This is a genomic window from Pseudolabrys sp. Root1462 (assembly GCF_001426945.1).
Lineage (GTDB): Bacteria > Pseudomonadota > Alphaproteobacteria > Rhizobiales > Xanthobacteraceae > Pseudolabrys.
The window spans coordinates 2,270,495-2,285,078 of record NZ_LMFS01000001.1; the positions used below are offsets into that span (position 1 = coordinate 2,270,495).

Sequence of the window (14,584 nt, forward strand, 5' to 3'; positions counted from 1 at the left end):
AGACTGCGACGAACCGTGATCAGGACCGCCGCAGCACGGCAACGAAAAAGCCGTCGGTGCCGGTCGATTTCGGCGTCATCAGGATGCCCTCGGGGCCGAGCCGCGCCGCCTTGGCGAAGCCCGCCGCTGCCGCCCCGAGCCGCTTGATCGTCGTAGCCGGCGGCTCGACCGCGAAGCCCGGATGGCGGCCGAGGAAGCCCCTTACCTGCGCCCCGTTCTCCGCCTCGAGCAGCGAACAGGTGATGTAGACGATACGCCCTGTCGTCTTAACAAAATCGACGGCGCGGTCGAGAATGTCGGCCTGTTCCTTGACCCGCTGTTCCAGCGCGCCCGGCCGCATCCGCCATTTGGCGTCCGGATTGCGCCGCCACGCGCCGGTTCCGGTGCAGGGCGCGTCGATCAGCACCATGTCCATCCGGCCCTTGAGGTCGTCGATTTCTCCGCCGATCGACTTCGGCGTCCGGACCTGAACGTTGCGGGCGCCCGACCGCGTCAGCCGGTCGTGGATCGGCGCCAGGCGGCGCTTGTCGTCGTCGGTGGCGAAGAGCTGGCCCTTGTTGGCCATCATCGCCGCCAGCGCCAAGGTCTTGCCGCCGGCGCCGGCGCAAAGGTCGAGCACCTGCTCGCCGGCCGCGGCGCCGGAGAACAGTGCGGCGAGCTGCGAGCCCTCGTCCTGGACTTCGACCAGTCCCTTGATGAAGGCCGGCTCGGCGTGAACCGGCGGCGCCTTGGCTTCGGCGCCAAGCGTAATGCGCAGGCCACATGGCGACCAAGGCGTCAGCTCGGGCTTCAGATCAGCAAGCTGGCCCGCGGCCTTTTCGCGCTCGCCCTTCAGCGTGTTGACGCGCAGATCGAGCGGTGCGCGCGACGACAGCGCCGCGCCCTCCTCCGCCCGCTTGTCGCCGAAGCTTTGCGCAAAGCTGTCATCGAGCCATTCCGGATAATCGCCGATGACATGAGCTGACGCGCCGTCGAGGCTCGTCGTCTCAAGCCGCGCGCGCTCGTCGTCGCTCAACGCCTCCGGCGCGTATTGCCCGCCGCTGGCGAGCTTGCCGATCGCGTCGGCGTCGAGCCCGCGCTCGCGCTTGAGCATGCCGATGAGCACCGCGCGCGGCGTCTCCGCTCCCATGAGATAGGCGCTCGAGGCCTTGCGGCGCAGCGCGTCGAACACGAGACCGCCGATCGCGGCACGGTCACCCGAACCGGCGAAACGGTGCGCCTGACCCCAGCCCTTGAGCGCATCGGCAGCGGGCCGGCGGTCGTCGAGAATGGCGGTGAGAACTTCGATAGCGGCCTGCAGCCGTGCGGCGGGCGTCATAGGCCAGCGGCCGGTGCGACGGCGAAAATCTGGAACGCCAGCCAGATCCACATGATCATCACCGCCAGCGCGCTGAGACCGAACCAGATGGCGCGATGACGGACCTGATTGCTGGTGACGTGGATAAAGGCCTGCACATAACGGCACAGCACGAAGACCCAGGCCAGCGCCACTTCGATGATATCGGCATGGCGGGTGATGATCGCCGCGATCACCGCGACGTAGAACAGTACCGGCAGTTCGAACTGGTTGGCATAGGAATAGGCCGCCTGCAGCGCCGGCTTCGGCCAGTTAGGCTCGCGCAGCGCGATGTCGCGAATATGCGTGCCGGCCTTGAACGCGTCGTTGCGGCGCTTGGCCATGACAAAGCCGATGGCGAAGACCAGAAGCACCTGCACGAAAAGCGGCAGCAGTATCGCCTGAATCAGCATTGCCAAATCACCCGGGGTTTAAAGCACGCCCTGCGTTAGTCCGTGACGTACCGGCTGGCAAGCCGCGTGTTTCCTGCGACGGCCGTCGCCAGCCTGTCATTTGCAATACCGGCTGGCGTGCTAGGATACCTCCTGGAAATCAGGGGGACAATCCATGCGTGCATCGGCGGCGGCGGTTCTGGCGGCTTTCATTTCAATTGGCGTGATGTCGGCCGCAAGCGCCCGCGTTGAATCATTCCCATCCGGCTTCCGCACCGAACGGATCAAGACCGGCGACGCCACACTCTATGTCCGCGTCGGCGGCAAGGGCCCGGCGGTCGTGCTGCTGCACGGCTTCGGCGACACCGGCGACATGTGGGCGCCTGCCGCCCGCGCGCTCTACAAGGATCACACCGTTATCGTGCCCGACCTGCGCGGCATGGGCCTGTCGTCGCAGCCGAAGGGTGGCTACGACAAGAAAACGCAGGGCCAGGACATCGCCAAGGTGATGGACGCGCTCAAGGTCGACAAGGCCGACCTCGTCACCCACGACATCGGCAACATGGTCGGCTATGCGCTCGCCGCGCAGTATCCGCAGCGCATCACCAAATGGGTGATCATCGACGCGCCGCTGCCGGGTATCGGACCGTGGGACGAGATCCTGAAATCGCCGCTGCTGTGGCACTTCAATTTCCGCGGCCCCGATGTCGACCGGCTGGTGAAGGGCCGCGAGCGCATTTATCTCGACCGCTTCTACAATGAATTGTCGGCCAATCCGAAGGCGATCGATGAAGCGACGCGCCGGCATTATGCGCGGCTCTACGCCCGCCCCGGCAACATGCACTATGCCTTCGAGCAGTTCGCCACCTTCAACACCAAGGATCGCGCCGACAACAAGGAATTCGAGAAAAACAAACTGCCGATGCCGGTGCTGGCGCTCGGGGCCGATCATTCCTTCGGTGACATGCAGGCGACCGTCCTGCGTGAAGTCGCCAGCAATGTCGAAGGCGGCATCGTCAAGAACTCCGGCCACTGGATCATGGAAGAACAGCCGGCGCAGACCGTCGGATTGATCGTGAAATTCCTCGACGGCAAATGAGACTGCGATCGGCGGGATGCCGTCGCGGTGACCGACCGCGCCGGGCATCTGCTCGCACTTTTCAGAAGCGATGATGGCGGCGCGCATCTGGTCGATTCCGCGCGCCGCAAGGCCTACACGACCGCGAACATGAACGCGCATCCCTCTCCAGCCGGAGAGGGAGCGAGAACTACACCCGGCTCGGATAGTTCGGGCTCTCGCGCGTGATAGTCACGTCATGAACGTGACTTTCGCGCAGGCCTGAGCCGGTGATACGCACGAACTTCGCCTTCTCGTGCAGTTCGGGAAGATCCTTGGCGCCGACATAGCCCATCGCGGCGCGCAAACCGCCGGCGAGCTGGTGCAGCACATTCGATACCGGGCCCTTGTAACCGACCTGCCCTTCGATGCCTTCCGGCACCAGCTTGAGCGCGTCCTTGATGTCCTGCTGGAAATAGCGATCGGCCGAGCCGCGCGCCATGGCCGAGACCGAACCCATGCCGCGATAGCTCTTGTAGGAGCGGCCCTGATAGAGAAACACCTCGCCCGGCGTCTCGTCGGTACCGGCGAGCAGCGAGCCGACCATGGCGACGTCGGCGCCGGCGGCCAGCGCCTTGGCGAGATCGCCGGAATATTTGATGCCGCCATCGGCGATCACCGGGATGTTCTGTTTCTTCGCCGCCTCAACGCTCTCCATGATCGCGGTGAGCTGCGGCACGCCGACGCCGGCGACGATACGCGTGGTGCAGATCGAGCCCGGGCCGATGCCGACCTTGATGGCGTCAGCGCCGGAGTCGATCAGCGCCTGCGCGCCTTCGCGCGTGGCGACATTGCCGGCCACGACCTGAACCTTGTTCGACAGCCGCTTGATGCGGCCGACCGCGTCGAGCACGTGCTGCGAGTGACCATGCGCGGTATCGACGACGACAAGATCGACGCCGGCTGCAATCAGCGCTTCGGTACGGGCAAAGCCCTTGTCGCCGACCGTGGTCGCGGCGGCGACGCGCAGGCGGCCCTGCTCGTCCTTGCAGGCGTTCGGATTGGCGACCGCCTTCTCGATGTCCTTCACCGTGATCAGGCCGACGCAGCGATACTGCTCGTCGACCACCAGCAGCTTCTCGATGCGGTGCTGATGCAGCAGGCGCTTGGCTTCCTGCTGGCTGACGCCCTCCTTCACCGTGACCAGGTCGGATTTGGTCATCAGTTCGGACACCGGCTGGCGCGGATCGGTGGCGAAGCGGACGTCGCGGTTGGTGAGAATGCCGACCAGCTTGCCGGCGCGGCCCACCGCGCCGCCCTCGACTACCGGGATGCCGGAGATGCGGTGCATCTTCATCAACTCGAAGGCTTCATGCAGCGTCGCCGTCGGCGCGATGGTGACCGGATTGACCACCATGCCGCTCTCGAATTTCTTGACCTGCCAGACCTCGGCGGCCTGCTGTTCGGGCTCCATGTTGCGATGGATGACGCCGAGGCCGCCGGCCTGCGCCATGGCGATGGCCATGGCGGATTCGGTGACCGTATCCATGGCCGAGGCCAGGATCGGCAGGTTGAGCGGGATGCTGGCGGTGACGCGGCTGCGGACATCGACGTCGGAGGGCATCACGGTCGATAGGCCGGGCCTGATCAGGACGTCGTCGAAGGTGAGCGCCTCGATCAAATTGCCGCTGCTGATTGTCGCCATTCGCCAACTCCATCGCGCCCGGAAAGGGCTGAAAAATCGGGCCTCAAAAGGGCCGGCGCCGCTCGTGAGATGGCTGAAGATATAGGTCAGCCCGCACGGGGATGCATCCCCGCCTCGACGTCGAAGCCCGCTTTTGGGTTGGCGTGGGTCCGTAGCATGCTGCGCCCGCGATTCCTAGGCGAATTGCGCAAGGCCGCCATGACCGCCCACAGCCCCGTTTCGGTCATGGTTGTGCGGCTTTCCTCCGCGGCGCCTTTACGGTTGACCTCACCTGGGGGGCGCTGTTCTCTGCCTTTCCGCCGGACCCCAGCACAATGCGCCGAGACCGCATCGTTCCGCTGATCATCGCGGTCGCCCTGTTCATGGAGAACATGGACTCGACCGTGATCGCCACGTCGCTGCCGGCGATCGCGGCCGATATCGGCACCAATCCGTTGGCGCTGAAGCTCGCGGTGACGTCCTACCTGCTGTCGCTCGCCGTGTTCATTCCGGCCTCGGGCTGGACCGCCGACCGCTTCGGCGCGCGCACCGTTTTTCGCGCCGCCATTGCCGTCTTCATGGTCGGCTCGATCGGTTGCGCGCTGTCGTCGTCGCTGACCGACTTCGTCGTCGCCCGCATCCTGCAAGGCATGGGCGGCGCCATGATGAGCCCGGTCGGCCGCATGCTGCTGGTGCGCACCATCTCCAAGCGCGAACTGGTCAGCGCCATGGCCTGGGTGACGACGCCGGCGCTGGTCGGCCCGGTGATCGGCCCGCCGATCGGCGGCTTCATCACCACCTATGCGACCTGGCACTGGATCTTCCTGATCAACATCCCGATCGGCCTTCTCGGCATCGTTCTCTCGACGCGGTACATCGAGAACATCCGCGCCGAGCAGCACGAGCGCTTCGACATCGCCGGCATGATCTATGCCGGCTTCGGCATTGCCGGCATCGCTTTCGGCTTCTCGGTCGCCGGTCTGAATTTCCTGCCATGGACCGTCGTCGCGGCGCTGATCGGCGGCGGCGCGATCTTCATCATCGCCTATCTCGTTCATGCCAAACGCACGCCGGTGCCGGCGCTCGATCTCACGCTGTTCAGACTGACGACGTTCCGCGCCGCCGTGGTCGGCGGCTTCATCTTCCGTCTCGGCATCGGCGCGTTGCCGTTCCTGCTGCCGCTGATGCTGCAACTCGGCTTCGGGCTGTCGCCGTTTCACTCCGGCCTCATCACCTTCGCCTCGGCGGCCGGCGCCATGGGCATGAAGGCTGCGGCTTCGAGCCTGTTGCGGCGCTTCGGCTTCCGCAACATCTTGTTGTTCAACGCCGTCATCTGCTCCGTTATGCTCGCGGCCTGCGGCCTATTCACCGCAACGACGCCGGCCTACATCATGCTCGGCCTCTTGCTGATCGGCGGTTTCTTCCGTTCGCTGGAATTCACCTCGATCAACACACTCGCCTATGCCGAGATCGAGCACGAACGCGTGTCGCGCGCGACCTCGCTCGTCGCCGTCGGCCAGCAACTGGCGATGTCGTCGGGCGTTGCCGTTGGCGCGCTGGCGGTCGATCTCACCGCCGCATGGCACGGCCACGCCACTTTGGTCGCCGAGGATTTCCCGCCGGCGTTCTACGTGGTCGCCGCAATTTCGTTGATCTCGGTCGTGTTCTTCCGGCAATTGCCGCACGATGCCGGCGCCGAGATATCCGGGCGCGGCCTGCTGGCGCCCAAATCAAAAGACGCATCAGATCCTTCGTCACCCGACGAGAAAAATTGATTCAAATTTTAGATGTTAACCATGCGCGCAGGTTGGTTAACGCGCATGGACCCTTATCGTGGACAAGCCCTTGTATCGCTGACACATTCGGGGCCGGGCTATGGTTAATCGGCACGGTATTTCTTCAAGCAGGTCTTAAGGCAAGAGCAATGCTTCGGCGACAGTCAGCTACGCTTGCTCACGGCGCGATTTGCGCCGGCCTTGTCGTCGCCGCGATCGGCGTCGCGGCCTATGACTTCAGCAGCAATGCGCACGCGCAGATCCGCCTGTTCGGCCTTGGCGAGACGCGTGACTTCTTTCAGCCGCAGCATGTCCGCGTCGAGACGCGCACGCGCGCCCGCATCAAACCCGCGACGTCTTCCAACGCGGTGTCAGGCCTGCCCGACGCCGATGCCCAGGACATCAGACAGGCGATGCCGAAGGATCTGCCGCCGCGGCCGAAAGGCAGCGATGCGCGTATCTGCGCGACGCAGACCGAGAACCTCGCGATCTATCGCGTGCAGTCCTGCACGCGGATCATCGGCACCGGCAAACTGTCCGGCGAGCCGCTCGGCGTCGCCTACGCGCTGCGCGGCCTCGCCTATCTCGATCGCAACGACATTCCGAACGCCATCGGCGACCTGAACCGCGCCGTCGATCTGGCGCCGGCTTTTGCGCCGGCCTATCAGAACCGCGGCAACGCCTGGTATGCGCGCGGCAATTTCGGTCAGGCCATCGCCGATTACGGCAAGGCGATCGAGCTCGATCCGAACTCGCCTTCGCCCTACATCAATCGCGCGGCGGTGCGCCGCGATCTCGGCTACGACGAGGGCGCGCTGGAGGATTATCAGAAGGCGATCAGCCTCGGCGGCGACAAGGCCAACGCCTATAGCGGCCGCGGCCAGCTTTATCTGCGGCGCAAGGACTTTGCCCGCGCGCTCGGCGATTTCGACCAGGCGGTGCAGCTCGAACCGGACATCGACACCTTGATGCTGCGCGCCCAGGCGCGCGAAGGCGCCGGCGATCTCGACGGCGCGATCCGCGACTACGAGGATGCCTGGCGCCGCAATCCGAAGAGCAGCGAGGCGTTGCTGGCGGAAGCCGGCGTGTGGCGCAAGAAGGGCAATCTCGAGCGCACCATCGCCGTGCTCGACCGCGCCGTGCCGCTCGATGAGAAGCCGGCCCTCGCCTACCGCATGCTCGCCGAAGCCTGGCGCGACAAGGGCGACCGCAAGCGCGCTCATGCCGAGATCGGCAAGGCGCTGAAGACGCAGTGGACGGTGAACGGCCTGCGCGTGCGCGCCAGCCTGCGGCTCGACGACGGCGATGTCGACGGCGCGCTCAAGGATGTCGAGCAGGTGCTGAAGATGGAGCCCGACAACATCGATGCAGTGGCGGTGCGCGCGCTCGCTTATGCGCGCAAGAAAGATGACGCCAAGGCCCTGCCCGATCTCGACCGGGTGATCGCCGCCGACGCCGACAACGCGCTGGCGCTGGCGACGCGCGGCCGGATCTATTACGCCAAGGCCGACAACGACAAGGCGCTCAGCGACTTCAACCGCGCCGTCGAGCTCAAGGCCGGTAACGCGGCGATCTACAACGCGCGCGCCGAGATTTATGCGAGCAAGGGGGAGACCGACAAGGCGATCGCCGATCTCGAGCAGTCGATCCGGCTCGATCCGAAGCCGGCGGCGCCCTATCTGGAGCGCGCCAGCCTGCGCGCTCACAAAGGCGATGCTGCCGGCGCGCTGGCCGACACCAATGCCGTGATCGCGCGCGAGCCGAAGAACTTCCAGGCCTACTATCAGCGCGGCGCGCTGTACGCCGCGGCGCAGGATCGCGATGCCGCCATCGCCGACTACAAGAAGGCGCTGACCCTCAATCCGGCGATGACGGATGCCAAGCAGGCGCTGGCCTCGATCGAGGACGGCATGCGCCGCGAGCGCGAGACCGCGGCGCGCGATGCCGAAGCCAAGCGTCGCGCCGAGGCGGCGGCGCGCGACGCCGAAGCCAAGCGTCAGGCCGAAGCCGCCGAGGCGCAGAAGCGTGAGGCGGAGGCGAAGAAGCTCGAAGCGGACGCGGCCAAGCGCAACGCCAAGAAGGTCGCAGCCCGCGAGGATGTCACCGAGGAGCCGGCGCGCGAGCCGCGCAAGGCCAAGGAAGCCAAGCAAGCGGTCAAGGAAACATCAACGCCGCATCGCGAGACCGCCCGCGAGCGCAAGTTGCGCGAGGCGGAAGAACGCAAGACCGCAAAACGCAAACCGGCCGAGCACGTGCCGGCCCAGCAAGCCAAGGTCAAGCCGTCCAAGACCAAACAAGCTGCGAGCAGGCAGGCCGAACGCGAGCGACGCTGGGCGCCGCGCGACGGGCATTACTACGCGCCACCGCCGCGGCAGTTGAGCGCGGCCGAACAGCGCGAGCTCTATTTCCGGCAGCTCGATGCCCGCAAGCGTGGCGCGCGCTTCACCGACGTGTGGCGGTAGCGCTTCTACTTCCCGCCCCTGAAGCCGGTCGCCAGCAGATACAGCTCCGCCGAGTCCGAGCGGCTCGCCGGCGGCTTGATGTGCTGCACCTTGGCGAAGTCCTTCTTCAGGCCGGCGAGCAGCGTGTGTTCAAGGCCGCCCTGGATCACCTTGGCGAGAAACGCGCCGCCCGGCGCCAGCACCTCGCGGGCGAATTCCGCCGCCGCCTCGACCAGCGCCACGATCTTGATGTGGTCGGTCTTGCGATGGCCGGTGGCATTCGCCGCCATGTCGGACAGCACCACGTCGGCCGGCCCGCCGAGCATCTCCTTCAACAGGTCCGGCGCGCCGGGGTCGAGGAAATCGAAGACGCGGAAATCGACGCCCGCCAGCGGCTCGATGTCGAGGAGATCGATGCCGACCACCTTGCCTTGCGGGCCGACGCGCTTTGCCGCCACCTGCGACCAGCCGCCCGGGGCGGCGCCGAGATCGACCACGCGCGCGCCCTTCTTGAGGAAATGCGCCTTGTCGTCGATCTCGATCAGCTTGAACGCGGCGCGCGAGCGCATGCCCTCGCGCTTGGCCTTCGCGACGTAAGGATCGTTGAGCTGCCGCTCCAGCCACAGCGTGGAGGACAGCGAGCGCTTGCGCGCCGTCTTGACGCGCACCTTGAGCTCGCGCGCGCCGGTGGAAGGCTTTTTCGTCATGCAACATCCAATCGTCATTCCGGGGCGGGCGCAACGCGCACCAACCCGGAATCCAGATGGCGACTTATACAGCAATTGCCGGATTCCGGGTCGCCGCTGACGCAGCGTCCGGAATGACGGACTAAGCCGCCTGCCCGCTCCAGACACCGTCTTCGCGCATCATCTGCACCAGCATGCCTTCGCGCAGGCCGCGGTCGGCGACGCGCAAGCGCCGGCACGGAAAGGCGCGGCGGATCGCCTCCAGGATGGCGCAGCCGGCGAGCACGAGGTCTGCGCGGTCGGCGCCGATGCAAGGCGACGCCACCCGCTCCGCGTAGGACATCGTCAGCAGCCGCTCGAGCACGGCGTCGATCTCGTCGGCGGCCAGCCAGCAGCCGTCGACGCGGTTGCGGTCATAGCGCTTGAGATCGAGATGTACGCCGGCGATCGTCGTCACCGTGCCGGAGGTGCCGAGCATATGCACGTCGCCGAGATCATCGCCGCCGTGGTCGCGCGCGAACGGCTCGATCAGGTCGGCAATCTCGCGCACCATCGCTTCATAGGTGTCGCGCGTCACCTCGAGCCCGCCGTAGCGCTCGGCCAAAGTGACGACGCCGTGCGGCAGCGAGATCCAGCCCTTGATCTGCGGCGGCGGCGGGCCGCGGCCGTTGGCCGGCGCCGGGCCCATCCGCACCAGCTCCGATGAACCGCCGCCGATGTCGAACAGCACGACGCCCTGCGCCTGCGGATCGATCAGCGGCGTGCAGCTCGTCGCCGCCAGAGCCGCTTCGGTCTCGCGGTCGATCACCTCGAGTTCCAAGCCGAGCAGTTCCACCACCCGGGCACGAAAGTCGAGACCGTTGGCCGCGGCGCGGCAGGCTTCGGTCGCCACCAGCCGGGCGCGGGTGACGCCGCGGTTGCGCATCTTGTTGCGGCAGATCTCGAGCGCCTCCATCGCGCGCTCGATCGCCGCCTCGCTGAGGCGTCCCGATGCGGAGATGCCCTCGCCGAGGCGGACGATTCGCGAGAACGCGTCGATGACGCGGAACCCTTCGCCATTGGGCCGCGCCACCAGCAGGCGGCAATTATTGGTGCCGAGATCGAGCGCCGCATAAGTCGGCCCGCCACGATCGCTGCTGTTGCCAGCCTCGCGCCCACGTTCTCCAGGTCCTGGCGACCGCCGACCCCACCGTGGCGGCGCCGCCGGGTGGTCCACAGGATCCACCTTGCGCGCTCGGCCAATAGCGGGGTCGAAGCCTGGGTCATCCCCGGCCTCGCCGCTCATTTCGTACCTCTCGGCCGCCCCGCCCGTCTTGTCGCAGCTCTTCTTGCCTTGGGCCCCGCGGGGAACGGCAATTGTTTCACTTGTCCCGAAAAGTGTAACAGCGTCAGGCGGCGGCGCAACCCTGAGGTTCCGGGGCGGCGGTTGTCGAAGCGGACGCGTTAGACTATCTCAGGACGGTATATCCCTCCGCCTCCAGCGCAGAAGCCCCCACATGGACGACAGAACGACCGAGACCGCCCTCTCCTTGACCAAATTCGGCATCGGCCAGCCGGTCACCCGCAAGGAGGACCCGATCCTCGTCCAGGGCCACGGTCGCTACAACGACGACATCAGCCTGCCGAAACAGGCCTATGCCTGGATGGTGCGCTCCTCGGAACCGCACGGCATCATCCGTGGCATCGATACCGAGGCCGCCAAGGCCATGCCCGGCGTGCTCGCGGTGCTGACCGGCCAGGATCTCAAGGACTACAACGGGCTGAAGTGCTTCCTGCCGATCAAGAGCCGCGACGGCTCGCCGATCAAGTTCAATCCGCGTCCCGCGCTCGCGACCGACAAGGTGCGCTTCGTCGGCGACCCGGTCGCCTGCGTCATCGCCGAGAGCGTCGCGCAAGCCAAGGATGCCGCCGAGGCGGTGGCGCTCGACATCGAGCCCCTGCCCGCGGTCGTCTCCGCGCGCGACGCCGCCAAGCCCGGCGCGCCGCTGCTCTATGACGACATTCCGAACAACATCGCGCTCGATTATCAGCACGGCGATCCCGACAAGGTTGGCGCCGCGCTGAAGAACGCCGCGCATGTCGTGCGTCTGCCGCTGATCAACCAGCGCCTGATGGTGGCGCCGATGGAGCCGCGTTCGGCGATCGGCGAGTACGACGCCAAGAACGATCACTGGACGCTGCACTCGTCGAGCCAGGGCGTCTTCGGCATGAAGAACCTGCTGAAAGACATCCTCAAGGCGCCGGCCGAAAAAGTGCGCGTGCTCACCGGCAATGTCGGCGGCTCGTTCGGCATGAAGGCGACGCCCTACCCCGAATATGTCTGCATCCTGCATGCCTCGAAGATGCTCGGCCGGCCGGTGAAGTGGACCGACGATCGCTCGGGCAGCTTCGTCTCCGACCATCAGGGCCGCGACTACGACATGACGGTCGAAGTCGGTTTCGGTAAGGACGGCGTCATCCAGGCGGTGCGTCTGACCGGCTACGGCAATCTCGGTGCATGGTGCGCGAACTTCGGCCCGCTGCTGCCGACGCTCAACGTCACCAAGAACATCATCAGCATGTACAGGACGCCGCTGCTCGAGGTCTCGACCAAGTGCGTCTACTCGAACACGACGATCGTCTCGGCCTACCGCGGCGCCGGCCGCCCTGAGGGCGCGCTGTCGATCGAGCGCTGCATGGACATCGCCGCTATCGAGCTGGGCATCGACCGCTTCGAACTGCGCCGCCGCAACTTCATCAAGCCGAAGGAAATGCCGTTCGAAACGCCGGCCGGCACCACCTATGACTGCGGCGACTTCTCCGGCCTGTTCAAGCAGGCCCTCGACGTCGCCGACGTCAAGGGCTTTGCCGCACGCAAGCGCGCCAGCAAAAAGGCCGGCAAGCTGCGCGGCCTCGGCGTCGCCTGCTACGTCGAAACCACCGCGGCGATGACCCAGGAAATGGGCGGCATCCGCTTCAACGCCGATGGCACCGTCACCATCGTCACCGGCACCCTCGATTACGGCCAGGGTCACGCCTCGGCTTTCGCGCAGGTTCTGAGCGCGAAACTCGGCGTGCCGTTCGACAAGATCAAGCTGATGCAGGGCGACAGCGACCAGCTCGTCACCGGCGGCGGCTCCGGCGGTTCGCGTTCGGGTATGCTGTCCGGCACCGCGGTGTCGGAAGCCTCCGACAAGGTGATCGAGAACGGCAAGCAGATCGCCGCGCATGCGCTGGAAGCCTCCGCCGGCGATATCGAATTCGCCACCGGCACGTTCCGCGTCGCCGGCACCGACCATTCGATCGGCATCATGCAACTCGCCGAGCGACTGCGCAGCGGCAGCATCAAACTGCCGGAAGGCGCGCCGACCACGCTCGACGTGACGCATGTCACCGAGCCGGTGCCCGGCACCTATCCGAACGGCGTGCACGTCGTCGAAGTCGAGATCGAGAGCGACACCGGCCTGACCCGCGTGGTGAAGTACAACGCCGTCAACGATTTCGGCACCGTGCTCAACCCGCTGCTGGTCGAAGGTCAGGTGCAGGGCGGCATCGTTCAGGGCCTCGGCCAGGTGCTGCTCGAAGGCGTCGTCTATGACGATGCCGGCCAGCTCGTCACCGGCTCGTTCATGGACTATGCGATGCCGCGCGCCCACGACGCGCCGATGATCAAGGTCGACAACCGTCCGGTGCCGACCAAGACCAATCCGCTCGGCGCCAAAGGTTGCGGCGAAGCCGGCACTTCGGGCGGCCTGCCCGCGGTGGCCAATGCCGTGATCGACGCGCTCGCCGAGTTCGGCATCAAGCATCTCGAGATGCCGATGACGTCATCGAAGATCTGGGAAGCGCTCGAGAACGCGAAGGCGGCCAAGCCGGCGGCGTAAGGCCAAGCCGGTTGGCCTCACAATTTCTCCGTCATGCCCGGACATAGCCGTTCAGAGAACGGCTATGTTTCCTTGCGCCTGTCCCGAGCATCCATGATGGAGTGCGGCGGAAAATAGGCTTGCGCAAGGGCTGCTGCGGACGCGCCGCCTTTGGATTGCCGGGACAAACCTGGCAATGACAGCCGTGTCGTTCCTCGCTTCCAACTTCTGCCCACTCTGCGCGCGCAACGCACGGCCGCGCCAAATCCTGCGTCGTTAAGTTTCTGTCATTTATGCATTCTTTATGACGGTGGCGGCATTGCCACCGATTAAGACGGCATGGGGCGACTTGCAAATCACTCAAGCCGCAAATGTCACTTCATCTCGATGCCCCTGCCCGCAGCTTCGCGCTGCCGCGCCAATGGCGCTACAAACTCACCAATCTCCGCACCGGCCTCTCCAACTGGAACGACCGGCGCAGCAACCGCTCCGCCGCTTCGTTCTTCGCCGCGATGGCACGCGGCGGCGCCGATTACGACGCCCACATCGACGCGCTGCCGGAGCACAGGCTGATCTATGTCTGCGTGCCAAAGAGCGCCTCGACGTCGATCAAGATCGCGCTCAGCGCGCTACAGGGCGAGACCGTCGCAGCAAATCTGGCGCACAAGCGCCGCTACTCGTCGCTGCGTTCGCCGTCGCAGGTCGGCGTATCCGGGTTCTATCGTCTGGCCATGGACCCCGCCACGCTGTGCTTCACATTCGTGCGCAATCCTTATGCGCGCCTGGTCTCGACCTGGGCCGACAAGTTCAGAGACAAGCCGCTGGTGCCCGGCGATCGCTTCATCGATCGCTATCTGCGCCACCGCAGCGTGGCGGATCGCGCACAACCGATCGGCCTCGACCGCACACTGTCCTTTGCCCGCTTCGTCATGTTCGCCATCGAGACGCTCGACGATCGTCCCGATCCGCATTGGCAATTGCAGAGCAAATTGACCGGCGTGGCCGGGCTGCCGCTCGACCTGGTCGGCAAGGTCGAGAACTTCGCGCAGGATTTCCGCCTGGTGCTCAATCATGCCGGCGGAACCGCCGCCCAGCGCCTGCTGACGCTGCCGGTCAGCAATGTCTCGCAGCACGGGCCGTGGCGCGGCTTCTACACCGCGGAACTGGCCGAGCGCGTCCACCGCGCCTATAGCGACGACTTCTTCCGCTTCGGCTACGCGACCCGGCTGGAGAAGGCGTGACGGCATGCTGTAAATAATATTCCTAGGACTATTGACTCCATCTTCGACCTAGCCCTATATTCCCATTCATCCCGCCCCGACTGCGAGGGGTGTCTGATCAGCGTCTCCAGATGCTGGGGCGGGGAGCGGT

Annotated in this window: 11 protein-coding genes; 6 read left to right on the forward strand and 5 right to left on the reverse strand. The window is 65.9% G+C overall.

The genetic code is table 11. From position 1 onward, the window contains the following. Nucleotides 1-19: 19 nt before the first annotated feature. Together ASD45_RS11170 and ASD45_RS11175 are read right to left on the reverse strand one after the other, a co-directional pair. Nucleotides 20-1,318 (reverse strand): RsmB/NOP family class I SAM-dependent RNA methyltransferase, encoded by a 1,299-nt coding sequence (locus tag ASD45_RS11170; protein WP_056911549.1) that lies wholly within the window; start codon nucleotides 1,316-1,318, stop codon nucleotides 20-22. After that, a complete protein-coding gene (locus tag ASD45_RS11175) occupies nucleotides 1,315-1,749 on the reverse strand; it encodes an MAPEG family protein (protein ID WP_056911550.1) in 435 nt (144 codons plus the stop codon). Before ASD45_RS11175 ends, ASD45_RS11170 begins: the two co-directional genes overlap by 4 nt. A gap of 154 nt (nucleotides 1,750-1,903) precedes the next feature. Here ASD45_RS11175 and ASD45_RS11180 point away from each other — a divergent pair, with 154 nt between their 5' ends. Continuing rightward, nucleotides 1,904-2,827 (forward strand): alpha/beta hydrolase, encoded by a 924-nt coding sequence (locus ASD45_RS11180; RefSeq protein ID WP_056911551.1) that lies wholly within the window; start codon nucleotides 1,904-1,906, stop codon nucleotides 2,825-2,827. A gap of 27 nt (nucleotides 2,828-2,854) precedes the next feature. Next, nucleotides 2,855-3,034 (forward strand): heme-binding protein, encoded by a 180-nt coding sequence (locus tag ASD45_RS23050; protein ID WP_082540785.1) that lies wholly within the window; start codon nucleotides 2,855-2,857, stop codon nucleotides 3,032-3,034. On the opposite strand, the gene guaB is transcribed toward ASD45_RS23050, so the two are convergent. Further along, entirely contained in the window at nucleotides 2,997-4,490 is a 1,494-nt protein-coding gene (gene guaB / locus ASD45_RS11185; RefSeq protein ID WP_056911552.1) for an IMP dehydrogenase, read from the reverse strand. The two genes, ASD45_RS23050 and guaB, sit on opposite strands and share 38 nt — an antisense overlap. A 314-nt stretch (nucleotides 4,491-4,804) precedes the next feature. Between guaB and ASD45_RS11190 the strand changes: the two genes are divergently transcribed. Continuing rightward, on the forward strand, nucleotides 4,805-6,244 hold the full coding sequence (locus ASD45_RS11190) for an MFS transporter (protein ID WP_056911553.1): 1,440 nt from the start codon (nucleotides 4,805-4,807) through the stop codon (nucleotides 6,242-6,244). A gap of 149 nt (nucleotides 6,245-6,393) precedes the next feature. Beyond that, complete coding sequence (locus ASD45_RS11195) at nucleotides 6,394-8,706, forward strand: tetratricopeptide repeat protein (RefSeq protein WP_056911554.1); 2,313 nt, start codon at nucleotides 6,394-6,396, stop codon at nucleotides 8,704-8,706. 5 nt (nucleotides 8,707-8,711) lie between these two features. Here ASD45_RS11195 and ASD45_RS11200 read toward each other — a convergent pair whose 3' ends face one another. Further along, complete coding sequence (locus ASD45_RS11200) at nucleotides 8,712-9,392, reverse strand: RlmE family RNA methyltransferase (RefSeq protein ID WP_056911555.1); 681 nt, start codon at nucleotides 9,390-9,392, stop codon at nucleotides 8,712-8,714. A gap of 121 nt (nucleotides 9,393-9,513) precedes the next feature. Beyond that, the gene (locus ASD45_RS11205) at nucleotides 9,514-10,596 is read right to left on the reverse strand and encodes a Ppx/GppA phosphatase family protein (protein WP_244485302.1); all 1,083 of its coding nucleotides are present in this window, start codon (nucleotides 10,594-10,596) and stop codon (nucleotides 9,514-9,516) included. 271 nt (nucleotides 10,597-10,867) lie between these two features. Between ASD45_RS11205 and ASD45_RS11210 the strand changes: the two genes are divergently transcribed. After that, nucleotides 10,868-13,234 carry a xanthine dehydrogenase family protein molybdopterin-binding subunit gene (locus ASD45_RS11210; RefSeq protein WP_056911556.1) on the forward strand — a complete coding sequence of 789 codons (2,367 nt, stop codon included), beginning with the start codon at nucleotides 10,868-10,870 and terminating at the stop codon, nucleotides 13,232-13,234. Nucleotides 13,235-13,584: 350 nt separating this feature from the next. Next, a complete protein-coding gene (locus ASD45_RS11215; protein ID WP_056911557.1) occupies nucleotides 13,585-14,454 on the forward strand; it encodes a sulfotransferase family protein in 870 nt (289 codons plus the stop codon). Nucleotides 14,455-14,584: the final 130 nt, after the last annotated feature.